Origin of the sequence: Roseofilum reptotaenium CS-1145 (assembly GCF_028330985.1) — a bacterium.
Classification (GTDB): domain Bacteria; phylum Cyanobacteriota; class Cyanobacteriia; order Cyanobacteriales; family Desertifilaceae; genus Roseofilum; species Roseofilum reptotaenium.
Window position 1 is genome coordinate 1 of record NZ_JAQMUE010000030.1, and the last position, 20004, is coordinate 20004.

Genomic DNA, 20004 nt, shown 5'->3' on the forward strand with positions numbered 1-20004 from the left:
CCTAAAGAAAACCACGTTTGATAGCGGACACGGTGTCCGAGGTTTATGCAACATCAATCGAAGCGTTTCCAACCTTGCCGTTTCAGATGCCGACGAACGTCGTGCCAAGAGTAAAAACTGGCGTGATAAATGTTCGGCTGATGAAACCGCCAAGATTGTCGTCGGAAACATGGTACACAAAAAGGCTGTTTCAGCAAGCCGCTAGAAAATCGGGAGAACCCATCCCCACAAGCGTGAAGCTCTTCAATTTCCAGGATTACTGTGAAGAGCAAATGAAGCTGGCTTTTAATTTGCAAGATGACGAAGCAACCATGAAAGAACTGGGCAAACGAGCCATCTTAGAAGCTCACTTGGCTCGTCAAGAAGGGGCGATCGCCCGAAAAAGTTTGGACGCAATTATTGAATGGCTGGGAATGGCATATAAGGAGAAAATGCATCTCCTTAGAGCTAATTTCAATATTCCTGGTATTGCTGACGAACTAGGTATTCCTGGGGCACTAAGCATAAGCGCTTGGGACAACATCATCGGTGACGAGAAAGACAAGGAATTCGAGAAATTTCTAGAGATTTCAGACATTCCCATCAAGACGAAGGAAGTTGACCGGTCTAAACCAGACTTAGCTTCATCTTTATTGCTTCTGCGAAAAATGTCCTCAATAATTCAACATGCGCACACCGTCTCTCTCGATTACAAAAACATTGAGGAAAATATTGACAAATACCTCAAAGATTTTGACACCAAAGCCAATAGAGGGGCTAGTGCCACTCGTGAATTGCTAAAAAAACAGGGCAAGAAAGTTAAAGGAGATGAAGCGGACACTAACGATAAAGACCCGGAACGTCTAAACAACCTGGAAAAATGGGTAGAATATGCGGAAGAGGGATATGTAGGCGACGATCCCAGTTTCAAAGAAGACAGGAGAATTTCGTCACGTCAAGAGAAGGAACCCTTTGGACGTACTTACCCCGAACGTCCCAAAATTGTAATTAAGAAAAATTCAAACACGGACACGGATAACAAATGACACAAAGACCAGGAACGGGGGTAATGCACTTCATACGGTGGTATACCCCGATCCAATATCAAAACCTCAAACTCTTAACAGGAGAATATAAGAAAGCAAAATTACTATTTCAAAAATTACAAAGGGAGGAAGGACTGATGGATGACAAAGAAGAAATGACGTTGCTTAAAGCGATCCTAGAATCACTGATGAAGCAGTTGCCTGTTGCAATAACTGAAGTGCAGCAAGCAGAAGGAGTGGAAAGGAGACTTCATCACAACCTTGAAAGCCTTTCCAATATAGTCAACGTATTTAAGCGAGACATCCTTAAAGAAGTAAATGAAAACAAAAGTTATATAAGAGGTCTAGTACAAGGAAATCAAAGTAAAATAAATTCTTTAGGTACTGACAATCAAAAATTATTAAATAAAGTAAACGAGCTGTCAGGACAGTTTGGGATATTTGAGACAGAAATAAAAACTAGAATTGACACTCTAATTAAAGTTGGAGATCTACTAGGGGGACTGATCAGCCTAGCCATTGCAGCCTTAGCTCTAATGAAATAGTAGGCTCCTTACCCCTCACTCTAAATTTAAGTCTAAAATTTAGACTTAATTTAAGTCTAAAATCCAGGGGTGGGGTAGAGGAGGGATAGAAGGTCTCATTTACTCACCCAGCACTTTTTGAATATTTTGGCTGAAACCAAGTCCCTGCAAGGCTTTAGCTGACCTAGGACTTCCCCGAAACATTTTTGTCACCCTCTAATATTGATTCTCTCGTAACGATTTAGCGATCGCCTCTGGTAATTCTCATGAACCCTCAGCTTGGGACATAAAATCTAACAGAGTCTGCAAAGCCTCAAATTTGGGCTGTAACGCCACAGAACAGTCCAACCATCCCTTCCCCTTAGATCCTTCCCAAAGCGTAAGAAGAGCGCAACATGCCTTGGCTAACTGAATGAACCGATTGTCTTGTCCTGGAGTCAACAAGAATACTCAATTACCGATCGCAAGGGAAGACAGCCACATAAAATTAATTTTTCCATCACTCTATTGACATATTACTATATATATATTAAACTGTGGGTGGCGGTGGGGTAGGGATGGTATATATAATATAATTAATCTTTGATAAACCCATGTTTATCAAAGTCTCTATAATAATTACTTTATTAATACTATTTTTTACAACTATTAAAGTTAAGTGAGTAAGTGAGATCGAAACAATCACTAAGACAACCCTGGGAGATTAAGCTTAAGCCTTGCGCTCAGTCAGTCAAGGGTTCCCTCCTGCGTCGGCACTTTGTGCCCCTGACAGCCTTCACTTGCAAGGCTTTCGCTAGAGTTGCCAGGGTTGTTTCAGGGGGATTGTGTGTGAAGAGAAACGCTATCGCTATTATCAATTAAATTAATAAAAATATTATATTAACGGTTAAGGTGTCTTTTCGTTAATAACGCTATTATTCTAGCGATAAATAAAATTATTTTCACTATCACTGTGAATGACATTATCCCTATTATTTTGATTATATTATCTGTTATACTTTTTATTTATTGGTTTATAATAATTTATTTGATGATTATAATTAAAGAAATAGAGTTCAAGTGCAATAGAATTTTATCCTTCCCTGAAATACCTGTTCTCCTTGTCATCCCATATGCCTCTTTCTTCAAATTGTTTAATCAAGGAGATTGCTACGTTTTTAGCGGATTTCACAGAATCCCTAGCCTCACTGTTTTTAGCTTGTAGACAAAATTTATTGCTACAACTGCTGTACATATGAAAACTAAATTTTCTTCCAATAGGATAGATGACTATTCTATAGTGTTTGTATTCAACAATAGTTCTTGTTGTAGACATGGCATTGTTGTATTATTAAAACTCCCCAGACTGGAATCGAACCAGTGACCTATCGGTTAACAGTCGATCGCTCTACCACTGAGCTACTGGGGAAAGTACTATCTTTTTCTATAAATTGTCATCAATGGGTTGAGCGATTACAATCAGTGTCTCTGAAGAAGAATCTTTGGGTGGATCTTCCATAAAGATATCTACAGAAGGAGCCTCAGTTGGAGGTCTCTTTTTTGATGAGGGGTTAGAGTTTTGCGGTTTGTTTTCTTGCATCTCCAATCACAAAGAAATGGGGGAATGTTCGATAGCCTCAAGTAGGTAGGATACTTACCCTCTTCTCGTAATTAAGTCTAAATTTTAGACTTAAATTTAGACTTAAATAGAAAGACCCCAATAGGGGTCATGGTTCTAGGGGTTGTGTGTGCTTCCTAATTATATTTCGCTACCGAATCTATTCTAGCCACTTCTTGGTAATTTGTCACTATATAATAAAAGCAGAAGATAATCCTAGTGGTTGAATAATATGATGAAGTTAAAATTAGAAGAAGCAATTAATGTTGCCAGAAATCGTCTTAATAAACTTGCTTTGTGGGAAGGAAGAGAGATAGAGGATATTAGGTTAGAAGAGCTTGAGTTTAGAGATATATGGAATAACTGGACTGTCACCTTAAGTTATCAACATGAGGTAACTGTGCGTCCCAATCCTTTACTACCCAATCATCCTGCTATTAAACTTGAAAGGTCTTATAAGCGATTTACTATTAATAGTATTGGAGAGGTGACAGCAATTAAGAATCCTTTCCTTCAAGAGAGAGAGAAGTAAAATGATTGTCCAGACAAAAGATTACGCGATTCGGTTGTCAAAGAATTGTAAACTTGAGGTTCGACGGCATGGATATAATCTTGCAACAGGTGAAGTGGATTATAGGGTTGTAGTCTACTTTTTTAAGAAGGGAGAAAAGATTCATGAAGAAGAAATCGCTCGTTACAATTCAGAAGAGGAGGCTCGGAAACTATTTTCCGAATTGGTAACAGCTTGGGCATCTGGAGAGAAGCTTTTTTCTGTCCCTGATATCGATTATGTAAACTAAGGGTTTGATTAAAAGTGAAGTTGGCAAGGTGGTGGCGGTAGCCGTCTTTTTTATAAACATTCCCCCTGCCGAACCACCCGTTAACGGAGCAATAATCGCTTCTAGCGAAAGGAGTCAAGGGCACGAAGTGCCGACGCAGGAGGGAACCCTTGACGGATGGAGCGAAGTGATTAGGGTGAAGTCCCAGGGTGGTGAGGTTGGATATGCTGAACTTTGACTGGTGTCTCTCTCCTACCCCTTGGAATTAAGTCTAAACTTTAGACTTAATTTTAGACTTAAATACAGATTGCAGAGTTTTATCAAGGCTATTGACCAATCCTAGGTAGATCGTCATTGCCACCAAGAAGTTCATTGAGTCTGGCATTTTCTCTCTTCAGAAAAAGGATGGTTTCTTCAAGAGAGTCAATCTTGGAATAGGCTTGAGTAAGTTTTTCTTTAAGCTGTTGGTTCTCTGATTTCTCGGAGATATCAGCCATCAGGAGATTAACTTGGTTCCTAGTCGTTTGGTGCTTGTCATAGCGATCGTTCATGGTTTGGGAGTGCCCCAATGATAGAGCGCGTTGATCGCGAGTCAAACCAGCAAGTTTGCCGTGATGGTTAGCCAGATGACGTAAGGCGTGAGTTTGGGTAAAGCCTATTCCTACTTGGTCAATGTAGCTAATAAGCATTTTTGCCATAGTACGGCTATAAATACTTTTCTTTGATTGGTCGTTACTTGATGCTCTTGGAGTGCAGTGAGGCATCTTTGTGGCACTATCTTTGATCTCTAGTAATTCAACCAAATTAGGATAATCAGGATGTACCATAGGACGTGCAATTCGCTTGCCTGTTTTGGTTGTAATCCAATGTTTTTGACCACTAGTATCAGTGACCCAAAACCCTTCATCAATTACCAAAATATTCTCATGATTACCTGGGTCATGGAGCGCCTTAAATACATAGCCATCAATGGTTACAGGTTCATCAAGATTAAGGATAGCCTTGAATTCGGAAGCACGAAAACCATAGAGTAAATTAATGCAAATTGCTTTCATCCAAGATTTGCGAGAACTTATATTATTCCATTGGTTTGCAGTTAATTCATAACCATTAAGCCCTAAAACTCTAGCTCTAAAGTCTAAAAAGGTCTCAAGGTCAATGGATTGCATTTTGGTTTTTTTAACTATTTTCAAGACTCCAAAATGATTAGTTACCTGTTCTAATTCTAAAAATAGTTTTGTATCCCTAAGAAGTTTTGTGACTCCTGTATAGGCATTCTTGAACCCCTTAGAACAAAGGGTTTGATTACCAGAAATAGAAAATAATTGAGACCAATTGCGAATAAGTTCAGAAATTATATTCTTTCCAGTAAGCTTAAGTTTTGGATTGAGTTTTTTGAAGTGCTTTCCATAAGTAGAGTGATAATTAGCTAAAGTATTTATTCTGGTTTTATCCTCACTCCTCTCTCTGCCACATTTATCATAGCCACCAAGGTAATTGTTTTTTACAATTTCAATGGCATTTTCAATGGTTATGATGTCATTTTCAAGGGAAACAGTGCCCTTTATTTGTGTCTCGTACCATACCCAAAACTCACTTTCTGTCTCACATTCATTGAGTTTGTGAGCCACAAACAGAGCCTTAGCCAGAGCATTGACGCAACCATCACGAGTGAAGCTCTCATTGCAAGAGTTATTAACCGTTGCTGGTTTGGTGGCTGTCTTGAACCGGAGATACAACCGGTTACCGCTACTGACAATCCGAATACCCTTGGGGGTACTCCTCTGAGAAGCCTTGAGGTAAGTCCTCGCCAATTCGTGGTCTACCTGCTTGGATGGGTCAATGGAGTTAGAGTGAAAATACTCATTCACTAAAAGCCATGCCTGTTTTATGTAGTTATCCACAACACATTTCCAACACATTTCTAAGGTTTAATGCGTTGAATGTATGCATGGTCAGGCTTTTAGCCTTTGAAGGGCGTTAGCCATCAAACAGGAATGCGGTTCGATTCCCCCTACCCGCTTGATCATATGAGTCTTATAGGTAAAGGGACTCTCATTAATAGCTTGGAAGGCTATACTCTACCTAAAATCATCCTACACCACTCCAAAACAGTGCAGGGCAAATAGCTCATAAAAATAGAGAAAACTTATTAATGGAAGCATTGCCATAGACTTTCACTAATAACCCAATCACATGACCATCACATAAGCACTATCTATGGATGAGTAGAGAACCATAAGGTGTGATAGAAAAGTATATACTTTTTGTCACCCCATGCCCCACAGGGTTGCTTCGATAAAATCGCTGATTGCTCTTATTAACAGATTGCGGCTGCCGAAGCTAAACCGCTAAGGGTGTATACACTATATACACCCTTTTGATAATCTCCTAGACTCTAATTTGCTCTTTTTTTCTGGCTGGTCGTCGCAAATTGGAGTGAGTTCATCTTCATGCAACAATCATCTTCATGGCGAGCCGAATCGTGATATCAAAAGCTAAAGGCTTCCCCACAATGACGTAACATTGGGTCAATCTTTACCCAATAAGAATACTCCTTTTTATCAGGACAGTAGTCTATCAGTTCAATGAGGTGAGTATGTTCTACATCTGCCGTAAAATGTTCCTCACTCTTGTGGCTTACTAATACGAAGTCATCACAGAATCGGACTTTATCGCCAATATTAAACCGGTTCAGTCCAGGTACTTCAGACTCTTCAAAATATTTGTAGTATTGCCCATCGTCAGAGTCAGACACTGTGCCTATATAGACGGGGACTAAAACCTGTGCCATTATAATTTTGCTCCAATTGTACTTGGTCTACAGTTGGGGAAGTCTTGGGAGAGTGCTGCTAACACTTTCTCAAGGCGTTAATATTCTTTCACTGATGAATAAAGCATAATCGGGGCGATCGCCCAAGGCAAGAGATAATCCATAGAAAGTTTCCATAGACAAGATAGGGAGCGATCGGAGGTTTTCTATTCAAGAGCGAAGAAGAACTCTTCCATTCTCTCTAGCTCTGGGGTCATAAAAAAATATGACCCTTCCATTCAGCATTGACTGGGTTACCTCTAACTGAAGGGCTGTGAAACCAATTCCCTGCAAAGCTTTTAGAGTTTTTCCATCCCTTCTGAAGGCTTGTTAGAGCAATAGCGTTCTTTTTCCCCACAATGGGCTTCAGGTATTGATCGGTACAGCGAAGAGCTAGCTCTCATGAACAGCCATCTAACGGGACTTAAACAAATATTAGCGCCAAACCCAACCTAAAGTCGCTTGGTGAGCAGTGAATACGTCCCGATTTTTCTCCAGGCAACCACACAAACGAAAAGAGATTGTTGTAGGAAAGGCCGACAAAGCTTCTGTAAATGTGTTTAATGGTCGGTTGGCCCATTGTCTTCGTAGCCCACCCGTTAACTTATGGTATTGATTATATAATAGTCAATGTCTGTTGCTTCTGAGACGTTCCTTGCATTCATGACGATCGCAAACCTTCTCGCTTCTTCCTGATTTAGTGCCTGAGCTGAAACTCGCTCCATCAATAGCTTGCCAAGCTATTACTTGCACCTGAATTACCCCCATATTGATCGCTTGATGGCCGCCTCCCCCCCCTCTTTTTACCCCTTGAGGTGTTGACCAAAGAGGTATACGGGGAGAGTGCCTGGATAATATACATAATCTCAGATTGGCTTGTCGTCATCCTCTCCTGAAATTAGCCCTTTCCCAGAATTGAGATTACGTTCTTCTAAACTCGATACCAATTGCTTGACGGTGTGTAGCTTCAGCCCTTCCTTGGAGATACCTTGACTCAATTGCATTCCTAAAGCAAGAATCAGCCGCTCTCTGCTGCTGAACTGATGGACTCCAGTCATTGCTGTCTCTAGGGAGGATAAAACACGCTTGAGTTCTGCTTCTTCTTCTACTGTTAATTGCTGATGGTCTTCTTGATGCTCTCTAGAAGTTGCTAACCCAGCGACAAAGCCACCTATAATCAGGCCTACCCACGCACCTGTAGTACTGCCTTGCAACCAAGCACTTGGCCCTGCCCAAAGTTGACACACTTTGCTAAATCCCCAAGAATGGTCTTGGCAAGCTTGCATTTTAGATTGAAATTGCAAGTTTCCACCCACAGCAAAACCAAAGCCACTACAGGCTAGGGCCATTAGGGTACACATTAAAATACGCTTGTTTTGACTCAACTGAAGTTATAGCGCTTTGCGCTGGTAATAGGGAATGGTCAAAAGTGAAGGCTGTAAGCTAGGGAGAGGTCATAGGCAAAACCGAGTTTGACTCGTTGCTGATCAAACAGTTTAGCAAAATTTTTTAGCGGTTTCAATCCAATCGAGCAACTCTTGAAACTGAAAGTTCTCCACCAAAGGTTGCAAATATTGGGCTATTTCTTCTTGTTCATAACTTAATTGTTTAATAGATTTATAGATTTCATCCTGCATTCCGATAATGACAGTTTGTTCAAATTCATCTAGCCAGATTAATGAGAGCTTTTTCAAGTCTTTTTCAGTCAATATATCAGGTGTAAATAGGGAGGTTTCTTGGGCGGTATTTAGGAAGGAAGCGAGTAAGAGTCCGTTAGCTGAATGATCGTCAACAACTAAACTGTGGTCAGTGGGTTGATCGTCAGCTAAGGCGATCGCCTGTTGGTCGCGCCTGAAGTCGTCATTTTGAGCATCTATCCCTTCCTGGGATTCTTCAATGTTGAGTTCAAACTGAAACTGAGTGCCCTTACCCAGCTCACTTTTCACCCTCAAGGTAGAGCCGAGCATCTGCACAAACTTTTGACTGATCGCTAGCCCTAAACCGGTTCCTTCTTGAGTGTGATGGGCATTTTCTGTGTGTGCAAAGGGTTGAAAGAGATGTTTCAATTCTTCTGGTGCAATTCCCTCACCAGTATCGGTTACCGTGAATTGTATGTGTTTATAGGCAAGCTGTTTTACTTCTAACATGACTTCCCCCAAGGATGTGAAGTTTAAGGCATTATTGAGCAGATTGCTTAAAATTTGTCGTAATTTTACACCGTCAGTTTGCATCAACTCGGGGACATCAGAGGCCAGGTCAATTGTTAAGGTAATTCCCTTGGCAGCGGTCTTCAAGTGGAATGATTGATTGATCTCTTCGAGTAAATACCGAAGATTAATCCAGCTTAAGTTAAGAGCTAAATGACCCGCTTCAATTTTAGAGAAATCGAGAATTTGATTAATTAAACTGAGTAAATAGGTTCCACTCTGGTTAATCAGATGCACATAGTGGCGCTCTTCTACACACAGATGAAGACTCTGTTCCAATAGGGTAGGATAACCGAGAATGGCATTGAGGGGAGTACGCAGTTCATGGCTCATATTAGCGATAAATTCGCTTTTGGCTTGATTGGCAATTTCGGCTGCATCTTTGGCTTTCGCGAGTTCGATATTGGTTTGATGCAGTTCTTGGGTATGTTCAATGACTTGTTGTTCGAGAGTCTGATTGTAGTTTTTGAGTAGAGCTTCGGCTTCTTTGCGATCGCTGATATCTTGAAAGAGATGAATGGCATAAATCACTTCTCCCTCTAGATTGCGAACAGGAGTGGCGTACACTTCTAGGGGAATTCACTGATCTTCTACCTGAAGTTCCAAGGCATCAGTGTAGGCCTGTTCTCCCTGGATAGCACAGACTAGAGGCAGTTGGTCTGAACGGTAGAGTGTTGAGGTTCCTGCTTGATACACTGGGTAGACTTGGCTGATTTGATCGAGCATACTCTCCGAAGTATGTCCTCTCAAGAGTTCTTCGGCTTTGGGGCTTACTAAAATCAGTTTACCCTGGGGATCGAACACCATAACCCCCAGGGGCAAACTGGAAATAATCAGGGTAAGTTCATGTTCTTTCTCGGCAATGGTTTGGAAAGAAGTTTGCAGTTGTACCTGCATCTGACTAAAGGTACAGCTTAAGTCGTGAACAATATCGATCCCACTGATGGTTACAGGAGTATTAAGATTACCAGAAGCGATTGCTTGGGCACTGTTCTTTAGGCGTACTAGGGGTTTAGAGATCCATTGAACGATGAGACCACCGATGAGACTCGAAGTGATTAAAGTCAGAAGACAGAGGGCGACTGTGCCTCGGACATTGGCTTGAATCTGGCTCATAAACTCCGATTGGGGAACTAAAATCGCCAGCTTCCAGCCTTCTGGAAATGCTGAAATAGAAGGGTGACCTTGAATGTGTAGATCTTTCTCGGAGACAGTTAGTTCTTCACAGTACAAACTATAGTGTTCTGTTTTACCGGTCTGTTCTTGAATGGCTAATTGAAAATACACGGGAGAATTGACTTCAATCTTGGGTTGTTCCTCTTCTAAGTAACGTCCTGTGGCAGCCACAATCGGATCTTGACTCCCCCTGGGAGGGATCTGTTTAAAACTTCTGGGAATAACCTGTCCTTGGGAGTCAAAGGCTAATGTAAATGGGGGATCTTCGGTAGAACTAGCAACCATTTGTCCTTGGCGATCAATAATCGCAATCCGACAGCCTTCACACAGATTCAGGGATTGCAGAAACATTTGGATACGTTTTAAATCCAAATTCACTGAAAAAATACCCTTAAGTTGTTGGTTTTGATCGTAGAACAGAGCATAAGTATTAATAGCTAATAAAGGTTCTCTGCCAATTTGAAAGGGTTCTGACCAACCCGGGGCGCGATCGCGCTCTGCTGCTTTGTACCACGGTCGCTCCTTAACGATAAAAGGAGAAATCACCCTCGAATGTACCTGGAATTTCCCCTCCTCATCCACAAAATCAATGGTGAGTTTATCTTCTTTGCTCAAACTGTAAGTCTTTTCAATTTGTCCAGGTATATAGCCACTCCGGTGCATAACCCGAAAGGTTCCGTCGGGCAAGGCCAACATCACACTCGTTGACGATTTAAAGAGTTTGAGTTGTCCCAACAGATGGCGATCAATTTCTTCTAGGTTATCCAAATTCAGTTGCCCTTGTTGCACGACCTGGATATTAATTTGGTTAATTTGTAAGAGGTTAGAAAATTCACTAATTAAGTAGAGTTTGACTCTTGCGGATCGTTCCTCTATAAAGTGTTGCGCTAAATCATTAATGCTCTTTTTCCCACTCTGATAGGAGAAGTAGCCTACCAAACCCACCGTACCTACCAGTTGTAGGACAAAAGGGACAATTAAAACGGTTCGTAAAGGCAGATATTTGAGGAGTCTCTTCCAATTGGATAACAGTGATTTCATTGATGCAAACTCATGGTTTTATCACAAAAGAAACGAGAGGGACTAATTCTCCACTATTTTAGCAATAACTTTTAGCTTCTTCAACCCAATCCAGAATCTTTTGAAAATCAAAGTTATCCACTAACTCTTGCAAATAGTTAGCGATTTTCTGCTGTTCATTTCCTAATTGGTTGATTGCTTCATCCATCTCATCAGGCATCCCCATCATTACTGCATATTCTAACTTTTCCAGCCATTGGATCGAAAGGGTGGCTACATCTTGCTTGGTTAAAACATCTGGATGATATGGGATGAATTCTTGTGGTTCCTGATAAATGAATTGAACGCCCAAATACTGTTCTAAAATTTTGCTAATCTCAACAGGCAGGAACGGTTTAGCAATGATATGATCGCAGCCAGCAACCAGGACCGCTTCTCTCTGATGATCGAAGGCACTAGCCGTGATGGCAACGATCAGAGGAGGATTATCTTGTGCCTGTTCTTTAATAACCTTGGTCGCTTGTTCTCCGTTCATATTGGGCATCCGAATATCCATAAAAATGAGATGAGGTTGCCAAGTTTTCCATCGGTTTATTGCATCTTCTCCATCCAGAGCTTCCTGTACTTCAAACCCCCAATCTTCTAGGAGAGAAACTAACAAAAGTCGATTGCTTTGATGATCATCAGCGACTAAAATCCGGAATTTAGACTGATCGGCAGCTAACTGTATAACCTGCGTTGAGGAGAGGGAATCAGGCGTTGGCAGATCGACTATGTCCTGAAGATTGAGTTCAAACTGAAACTGAGCGCCCTTACCGAGATCGCTTTCAACTGTTAACGTTGAGCCAAGCATCTGTACAAATTTTTGACTGAGGGCTAACCCTAAACCTGTTCCTTCTTGACTATGACGACCACTTTCTGTTTGCACAAAGGGTTGAAACAGGTGTTCGAGTTCCTCAGGGGCAATTCCCACGCCTGTATCAGTAACGGTGAATTGAATTTGTTGAGCAGAGATTTTGTTTACGGTCAAACTCACTAACCCCATAGAAGTGAATTTGATGGCATTATTGAGCAGATTCACTAAAATTTGCTTTAATTTTATCCCATCCGTTTGAATCACTACAGGAACATCGGGGGCTAGATTAATAGAGAAGTGTAAGTTTTTGGATGTGGCTTTCAAGTCAAACAGAATACGGATTTCTTCAATGAGGTGATGAAGATTGACAGAACTCATGTCTAAGGTTAAACGTCCAGCTTCAATTTTGGAGAAATCGAGAATTTGATTAATCAGACTGAGTAAATAGGTTCCACTTTGGTTAATCAGGTGCAGATAGTGGCGGTCTTCTTTGCTGAGGTGGGGGCTATTTTGTAAGAGGGCAGGATAACCAAGAATGGCGTTGAGGGGGGTACGCAATTCGTGACTCATATTGGCAATGAATTCACTTTTGGCTTGGTTTGCTTTTTCGGCTGCTTGTTTGGCGTTTTCGAGTTCTTTATTGGTGTGATGGAGTTCTCTGGTGCGATCGCTCACTTGTTGTTCTAGGATTTGGTTATAATGTTTGAGCAGGTCTTCGGCTTGTTTGCGATCGCTGATATCTTGAAAGAGGTTAATCGCATAGATCACCTCTCCCTCTAGGTTATGAATGGGAGCAGCGTGGACTTCTAGGGGAACTCTCACCCCATCGATTCTCAATTCTAGGTCGTCGGCGTGGGCTTGTTCTCCCTGAATGGCAAGCACTAGAGGCAGTTGCTCTAAAGGATAGAGCATTGAGGTTCCTACTTGATAAACCTGGTAGGCTTGGTTGATCTGATCGAGGGAAGCCTCTGGAGTCTTTCCTCGTAAAATCTCTTCGCCTTTGGGATTAATTAAAATCAGTTTTCCTTGGGGATTAAAGACCACCACACCCAAGGGTAAGCTGTTAATAATCAGGGTAAGTTCATGTTCTTTTTCAGCAATAGTACGAAAAGAAGTTTTCAGTTGCTGCTGCATCTGACTAAAGCTATCCGTCAAGCGATGAACTACACCAATACCTGTTATCATCACAGGAGTCTCTAGATTTCCGGAGGCAATTTGTTGGCTACTGTTGTGTAAGCGAACGAGAGGATAGATAATCCAATGGGCGGTGACTAAACCGAAACCAACGGATAGAACGAGAGCTAAGATACATAGGGCAATAGTTCGGTTAATATTCGCTTGAATTTGGCCCATAAATTCAGTTTCAGGCACAATCATCCCAAACTGCCAATCCTTGGGCAGTTCGAGACTAAAGAGATTACCTTGAATATTTTTCTCTTGCTCTGAAATCGTCAGTTCTGCGAGGTAAACGATATACTTTTGTGGGTTTTCTCCTGATGGGGTGAGGGTTAAGTGACGATAGATAGACTGTCCCGGCTGAATCGGACTATGCTGTTCCAAATCTGCTCCCACAGCCGCTACAATCGGATCGCTACTCTGGCTGGGAGCGACTCGCTTAAAGATTTGCGTCGGTTTTGATTCGGTCGTATCTACGGTGACTTGAAAGGGGGGATCGGGGGTGGAACTGGCGATCAGATTTCCTTGGCGATCAAGGATGATCATCCGACACCCCTCACAGATGGGTAGAGATTGAAGAAATTGTTGCAGGCCTTTTAAACTTAAGTTAACGGAAAATACACCCCTGAGTGCTTGGTTTTCGCTGTAGAAGGGGGCATAAGCATTAATGGCAAGTACGGGATCTTTTCCGATCTGAAAGGGTTCTGTCCAACCGGGGGCGCGATCGCTCTGTGCTGCTTTGTACCACGGTCGCTCCTGTACAGGGAAAGGATACAATACTTCTAGGTTTTCTTGGCGATCGCCTTCCTCACTAATAAAATCGACAATAAATTCATTCAGTTTCTCTGGGTTAGAATATCCCAATTCCACCCTTCCTGGTTGAATCGTGCTGCGGTGAACCACACGAAACTGTCCTTCGGGTAACCCTAACATTAAGGTGGTGACTGAGGGAAATTGGTTTAATTGCACCAAGAAGTGTTGCACAATCTCTTCTAGGTTATCGAGATCGAGTTGATTGTGCTTGAGAGCATCTCTATTGATTCGGTTAATTTGGAATAAGGTCGAGAGTTCACTTAAGAGATAGAGCTTAACTTTAGAGGCTCGATCTTCCATTAATTCTTCAGCCAGATGATCGATACTCTTTTGGGCACTCTGATAGGATAAATAACCCACTAATCCAACGGTAACTACCAATTGCAGAACAAACGGCAAAATTAACACCGCTCGTAAAGGCAGCCGTTGCAGCAATTGAGACCAGCGATTATACGGGAACATCATAAACTAAGGTTAGATATTTTGCTATCAATGCAGATGAGTAAGCTGGTAATCTATATCGACCAATATACAGACAGATAACCTAGCTTCCTATCTGCAATCGATGTAATTATCTTATCATTTCGTCCTAGAGCTATTGGAGAACTTTTCTTAAAGCTTCTTTCGGATTTGGATGTTGAAATTTAAACCCAGAATCTAAGGTTTTTTTCGGCAATACCTTTTGTCCTTCTAGTACTACTTGTGCCCCATCTCCCAAGAGAGCATCTAAAACAAAACTGGGTACAGGTAACCAACTGGGTCGATTCAGGATATTGCCCATGATTGAGGCCAGATCGTTCATACGGACTGGGTTGGGAGCAGTGGCATTAAATGTACCTTGCATTTGCGGTTGACGCAGGGCAAACAGGATTAAATTAACCAGATCGTCAATATGTATCCACGAGAACCACTGTTGGCCGCTACCAATGGGCCCCCCCGCAAACATTTTAAAGGGGGGAATCATTTTGGCGATCGCCCCCCCATCTCCCATCACAATCCCAAATCGTAAGATGACAGACCTTACTCCATACTCACTTACCGCTTGGGCACTCTGTTCCCATTCCACACACAATTGTGCTAAAAAATCATCTCCAGCAGGGGAACTTTCATCAAACTCGGCGGTTTCACTCGTTCCGTAATATCCGATTGCTGAAGTATTCACCAATACTTGAGGTTTCGGGTCAGCCGCAGCGATCGCTTCGATAATTTTTTCAGTTCCCAGAATCCGACTATCGCGCAAGATTTGCTTACGTTCTGCTGTCCATCGTTCTTCAGCAATGGGTGCGCCGGCTAAATTAACGACTCCATTACATCCAGAGATTTGATGCTGCCATTCTCCCCCTGTGGTCACAGAATAACCGACGATTTCAACCCCAGAGGGCCATATGCGTTTTGCCTTATCCGGATTACGAGTCACAACTAAAACTTGCTCTTTTTCGGCAATTAACTGTTGTACTAAGGCTCGACCAACAAATCCGGTTGCCCCTGTAACTGCTATTTTCATGGGATTGAATGTACACTTAATAACATTTGATGATGTTCCAGTTTAGTTATTGTAGTTCAATCCGCGCGATTCTTGAAGGCATAGGCAGAATAAAGACCCCTAAAATTAAGTGATTTTCAGGCGATCAATTTAGGGATAAAGCGCTTGACGATGTTATGGAGTACAGTGTTGAATCCTCAAAGCCATGTACGACAACCCTATTCCCTATTCCCTATTCCCTATTCCCTAGCGCGAAGCGCTATAAGTTGGAAAGGCGGGCAAAAAGTTTGGGACTAAATTTAAAGAAGAGACAAAGTTGAGCAAAGGTTGAAAACCGTAAAATAGCGGAAGACAGAGGTACATCTAGCGCTTAAAATAGGTATTATTCAATCTAAATTCCTGAATCAATTTCAGTCAATTTCAGTTTGTACGAGAGGAGTGAGATATCAAAAATCTACAAATGCAGGGGACTCAACCTTATGAACTCTACACTTAAAATTCATCCAATTTCGATTTTATGTTTATTAACGGCGATCGCCGGACTCTGCTGGCTTGTGCCCATCGATCCGCCAGCAGTAGAGTCTAATTCTTCTTCTACTCCCATAACCTATTTATCATGGGGCCAGTGAGCTGGGGATAGGGAGATGGGGAGATACGGAGACACGGAGAAGCTTATTCCCTATTCCCTATTCCCTATTTTCCCTAAGCAGAGGCAACCTGACTAGAGGTAATGGCGCTCATCTGTCCAGCATCAACCAAAGCTTGATAAATCATGGCTGCGGTTTCAGCGCGGGTTGCTTCATCATTGGGTCGCAAGCGATTGACATTGGGATAATTCACCACTAATAGCTTTTGTAAGGCTCTGGAGATTGCCCCTTGTGCATAGCTAGGAATCTGATCGTGATCTTCAAAAATACCCAACATATTCGAGTCAGCAACTCCCAAATCTAAACCATTCACCAGAGAAACCAACACATCCGAGCGCTTAATGTTAGCGCTCGGATTAAACGTATCGGCAGAAACTCCCGATAAAAAGCCCGCTCGATAGGCCTGTTGAATGGCATCAGCAGCCCAAAAATCCGCTGGCACATCCTTAAAATTGACTCGATCGCGTTTGGGTTGGGGATTAAACACTTTCACCAATAAAGCTGCATATTGAGCGCGATTAATGGAACTATCGGGCCGGAATGTACCATCTTGAAATCCGCTAATTAAATCTTGCTCTAATAACCCGGTAACAAAAGGCCCTGACCAATGACCGACCAAATCGGCAAAGGCATCGGAGGTATTGGACGGACTGGCTGTTCCAGGAACGATATAACGAGAATTAATGGGATCGGCATCTCCAGTCGCCACTAAAGACTGATAGAGAATAGCTGCCATTTCTGCACGGGTGATATCTCGTCGAGGATTCAGTAATCCCAGATCGGGATAATTGACAATCATCCCTTTCACCGTCGCAGTGGTCACTTTGGTGATGGCATAATTGGGAATAGAGGTGCGATCGCGGAAAACGAACAAAGCGCTACTATCGCCACCGGTTAACTCTAAGCCACTAATTAACGCTACGATCGCTTCTGTGCGGGTTAAATTCCGGCTTGGCCGAAATGTACCATCCGGATAACCCGATAAAAAGCCCATTTGGGAGGTTTTGGCGATCGCTGCTGCCCCCCAAAACCGACTGGAAATATCCAAAAACCCGATCGCTGGTCGTTTCAAGGGCACATTAAATGCTTTCGCCAATAAAGCCGCATACTCTGCTCGAGTCAGATTATTATTGGGGCGGAATGTACCATCCGGGAATCCACTAATCACCCCTTTACTGACTAACGTTTCGATAAACTCTTGTGCCCAATGTCCCGCCACATCCCGTAGTTGTACGGGTGTAGGAGTCGGGGTGGGTGTAGGAGTCGGGGTGGGTGTTGGAGTCGGCCCGGGTGTTGGAGTAGGAGTAGGAGTCGGGGTCGGGGTAGGAGTTGGGGTCGGGCTTGGGGTCGGTGGCGGTGTAATCACCTCACTGGCAATAAAGTCAATTAACCCTTTCACCCGATTGGGATTGAGTTGATTTCCGGCAGAAACCAACGTCGTTGTTGTGGCATTTTGCACATCATATCCCCCATTCCCCTGAAAGGTATTACCCCCAGGATCTTGAGCGCTACCCAAATCAGGAACGGATTGGGAAATCACCGTTAAACCATCTTCACTATTATTTTCAATCACGTTTTGCCGCAAAACCGGACGCGATCGATTAGATGCTACAATCCCCGCCCGATTATTACTGAGGCGATTACTAATAATTACGGGGGCTGCATCATCACTGACCGCAATTCCATAACCCGTTTGGTCGCAGACATTACTGCGAATTTCTCCCTTAGAATTTTTTGCCATGGAAATGCCATTAGCATCATTCAATTGGAATACATTACCCTCAATTAAGGGGTTCGCGCTCCCTGTCGCAAAAACACCTTCGCGCTTAGAGCGAGTAAAGGTATTATTGGCAATAACTGGAGCGGCTGATTCAATCCACACAGCAGTCCCACGGCTAAGGGGATTCGTTACCGTCACCCCTCGTAATTGGGAATTGGTATTGAGTCTCAGGGTAATATTTTGTCCAGCAAATGTGGGGCTAATATAACTGCCGCCACCATCAATCGTCATTCCTTGCCCTTTATTGCTTTCACTACCAACAATAGTCACGCCAGAAGGAACAGTCAGAGGAAAAACTTCGCCACTCGATGTATTGTAAGTCCCCGTAGCCAGTTGAATCGTGGTGCCAGAGGGTACATTTTGCAGAGCGCGACTAATGGTTTTGAATGGAGCAGCAGTCGATGCACCAGAATTGCCATCATTGCCCGTTGCGGGATTGACATACAGAATGCTCATGGTGTCAGGTAAAAGAGTAGAGTTAAGGGATACAGACCACCCTATCCAGGGATGATCTAGGGTTAACATGGCCATTCTACAGGGGCGATCGCGCTTTAGGGTTGGGGAATGGCAATCCTAAAGCCAGTTGATGAATGTGAACCATCTAAACTGAAATTCAACATGGTAACTACCGTTATTTGTTTCAATTTACTGATTTCTGCTTTTTGTCTGTGGTTGGCTTGGCGCATTGGGCGACTGAGGAAGCGATTGGCGCGGATTGCGGATGTTTTGGTTATGGCAGAAAAGCGCACCGATCGCGTTCTCTTTCATGCCCCCAATCAAATTATCCGAGGACAACAGGGAAGTCGGTGGGTACGACAACGTTATGCTCTGGTTGCCCAACAATGGGCGCAGGTGGAAAAACTGTTAGCCATTTTAAGTTTAGTTCTAGGAGTTTGGCGAAGACGCTCTAGACATCAGCGCTAGTTTCGGTAAGATATGGGGTAAGAATGAGCATAACTCGGGCTTGCATCCCAAGTTATGCACAGTAATAGCTCGTGGAAAGCGGTGTAGTCTGATGAGGATACTGGCAAGGATATGTCTAAAAATCAATCAGGACAGTTTATTGGGGGTTTGTTGTTGGGAACAGCAGTGGGAGTTGTGACGGGAATTTTAATGGCTCCCCGTAGCGGACAACAGACTCGGAAGATTTTGAAAAAGTCGGTCGCGGCATTACCCGATTTAGCGGAGGATATCTCTACAAGCGTTCAATTTCAAGCGGATCGCCTAGGGGCATCGACTAAAGATACCTGGGAGGATACTCTGACTCGAGTGCGAGAGGCGATCGCTGCTGGAGTCGAAGCGGGTTTGCGCGAGCAAGAAAATCCCTCAATGGCTTCTCGTCCTTTGCACAGTGAAGAACAGAGTGTAGATCCCGATACAGATCAGTCTTTGACTGAGGAGTTTAATTCTTCAGAAGGCTCAACTTATAATAATTCTCTGGATTTACAATAGGTTGAGATTGATTTAAGTTGTTGTATAACAACCGCCAAGGGTAACACCTGGTGTTCTTCCATTGCCTGTTGCCTATCCCCTATTCCCTTTTGCTTTTTTTCTTTCATTCTCTATTCCCTTTTGCTTTTTTTTATTCGTGATCGACCCCCTATTTTGGTTAGGATTATCTATTCTTTTGGTCGCGGTTAGCTTAACCGCCGTGTTGGTTGTGCTAGTTCCCACAGTTAAAGAATTAGCTAGAGCCGCCCGTTCTGCGGAAAAATTGTTTGATACCCTGAGCCGGGAACTCCCACCAACCTTAGAATCCATCCGCTTAACCGGGATAGAAATTAGTGACCTGACGGATGATGTGTCCCAGGGCGTTCAACGAGCTTCACAAGTCGCGAAACAACTTGATCAGAGTATAGAGACCGCCCGCGAACAAGCTAAGGGGGTACAAGTTACGACCAAAAGTGTATTCACTGGCCTAAGAGTGGCTTGGAAACGATTTCAACAACCCAAAAGCTCTAGTAAAACAGATGCGATCGCTAACTCAGATCGCCCCTCTCTTCCCGTAACAGACAATCAACACTACGGAAGCACTCGACGCAAACTCCCCCGACGATCAGTCTCTCCTCTCATGCCCACAGACAAAGACAATTAACAATTAATAATTAT

16 protein-coding genes, 1 tRNA gene and 1 pseudogene are annotated in these 20004 nt (G+C 42.9%); 8 read left to right on the plus strand and 10 right to left on the minus strand.

The features are described from left to right. The 3 genes from PN466_RS04085 to PN466_RS04095 all read left to right on the plus strand — a co-directional run. The coding region (locus tag PN466_RS04085) for a hypothetical protein (protein WP_271937193.1) at positions 1–205 on the plus strand (205 nt) is incomplete at its 5' end. A gap of 67 nt (positions 206–272) precedes the next feature. After that, entirely contained in the window at positions 273–1025 is a 753-nt protein-coding gene (locus PN466_RS04090; RefSeq protein ID WP_271937196.1) for a hypothetical protein, read from the plus strand. After that, positions 1022–1570: a hypothetical protein gene (locus tag PN466_RS04095; protein WP_271937199.1), complete on the plus strand. Its 549-nt coding sequence runs from the start codon at positions 1022–1024 to the stop codon at positions 1568–1570. The genes PN466_RS04090 and PN466_RS04095 overlap by 4 nt, the downstream gene beginning before the upstream one ends. Positions 1571–2885: 1315 nt before the next feature. On the opposite strand, the gene PN466_RS04100 is transcribed toward PN466_RS04095, so the two are convergent. Further along, positions 2886–2957: transfer RNA gene (locus PN466_RS04100), tRNA-Asn, on the minus strand. Positions 2958–3378: 421 nt separating this feature from the next. Between PN466_RS04100 and PN466_RS04105 the strand changes: the two genes are divergently transcribed. Both PN466_RS04105 and PN466_RS04110 read left to right on the plus strand, forming a co-directional pair. Further along, the gene (locus PN466_RS04105) at positions 3379–3678 is read left to right on the plus strand and encodes a hypothetical protein (protein WP_271937201.1); all 300 of its coding nucleotides are present in this window, start codon (positions 3379–3381) and stop codon (positions 3676–3678) included. A 1-nt stretch (position 3679) separates the two neighbouring features. Continuing rightward, positions 3680–3946 (plus strand): hypothetical protein, encoded by a 267-nt coding sequence (locus tag PN466_RS04110; protein WP_271937202.1) that lies wholly within the window; start codon positions 3680–3682, stop codon positions 3944–3946. Between the two features lie 305 nt (positions 3947–4251). Here the strand turns inward: PN466_RS04110 and PN466_RS04115 are convergent, their stop codons facing one another. The 9 genes and pseudogenes from PN466_RS04115 to PN466_RS04155 form a co-directional block, all read right to left on the minus strand. Beyond that, positions 4252–5829, minus strand: coding sequence for a hypothetical protein (locus PN466_RS04115; RefSeq protein ID WP_271937204.1), 1578 nt, complete (start codon positions 5827–5829; stop codon positions 4252–4254). Between the two features lie 587 nt (positions 5830–6416). Continuing rightward, on the minus strand, positions 6417–6719 hold the full coding sequence (locus PN466_RS04120) for a hypothetical protein (protein ID WP_271937206.1): 303 nt from the start codon (positions 6717–6719) through the stop codon (positions 6417–6419). Between the two features lie 453 nt (positions 6720–7172). Then, positions 7173–7349 (minus strand): annotated as a pseudogene (locus PN466_RS04125) (IS701 family transposase); the annotation flags it as partial. A gap of 254 nt (positions 7350–7603) precedes the next feature. Continuing rightward, positions 7604–8098, minus strand: a complete 495-nt coding sequence (locus tag PN466_RS04130; RefSeq protein WP_271937208.1) for a hypothetical protein — start codon at positions 8096–8098, stop codon at positions 7604–7606. Between the two features lie 135 nt (positions 8099–8233). Then, entirely contained in the window at positions 8234–9511 is a 1278-nt protein-coding gene (locus tag PN466_RS04135; RefSeq protein WP_271937209.1) for an ATP-binding protein, read from the minus strand. A 12-nt stretch (positions 9512–9523) separates the two neighbouring features. Beyond that, complete coding sequence (locus tag PN466_RS04140) at positions 9524–11161, minus strand: HAMP domain-containing protein (RefSeq protein WP_271937211.1); 1638 nt, start codon at positions 11159–11161, stop codon at positions 9524–9526. Positions 11162–11219: 58 nt separating this feature from the next. Further along, a complete protein-coding gene (locus PN466_RS04145; protein WP_271937212.1) occupies positions 11220–14450 on the minus strand; it encodes an ATP-binding protein in 3231 nt (1076 codons plus the stop codon). Between the two features lie 130 nt (positions 14451–14580). Beyond that, positions 14581–15489, minus strand: a complete 909-nt coding sequence (gene thyD, locus PN466_RS04150; protein ID WP_271937213.1) for a thylakoid membrane protein ThyD — start codon at positions 15487–15489, stop codon at positions 14581–14583. A 681-nt stretch (positions 15490–16170) separates the two neighbouring features. Continuing rightward, on the minus strand, positions 16171–18420 hold the full coding sequence (locus PN466_RS04155) for an S-layer homology domain-containing protein (RefSeq protein WP_271937215.1): 2250 nt from the start codon (positions 18418–18420) through the stop codon (positions 16171–16173). Positions 18421–18513: 93 nt separating this feature from the next. Between PN466_RS04155 and PN466_RS04160 the strand changes: the two genes are divergently transcribed. From PN466_RS04160 to PN466_RS04170, 3 genes are all read left to right on the plus strand, one after another. Then, positions 18514–18819 carry a hypothetical protein gene (locus PN466_RS04160; RefSeq protein ID WP_271937217.1) on the plus strand — a complete coding sequence of 102 codons (306 nt, stop codon included), beginning with the start codon at positions 18514–18516 and terminating at the stop codon, positions 18817–18819. Between the two features lie 111 nt (positions 18820–18930). Further along, positions 18931–19347, plus strand: coding sequence for a YtxH domain-containing protein (locus PN466_RS04165; RefSeq protein WP_271937218.1), 417 nt, complete (start codon positions 18931–18933; stop codon positions 19345–19347). Between the two features lie 136 nt (positions 19348–19483). Then, the gene (locus PN466_RS04170; RefSeq protein WP_271937220.1) at positions 19484–19990 is read left to right on the plus strand and encodes a DUF948 domain-containing protein; all 507 of its coding nucleotides are present in this window, start codon (positions 19484–19486) and stop codon (positions 19988–19990) included. Positions 19991–20004 lie beyond the last annotated feature (14 nt).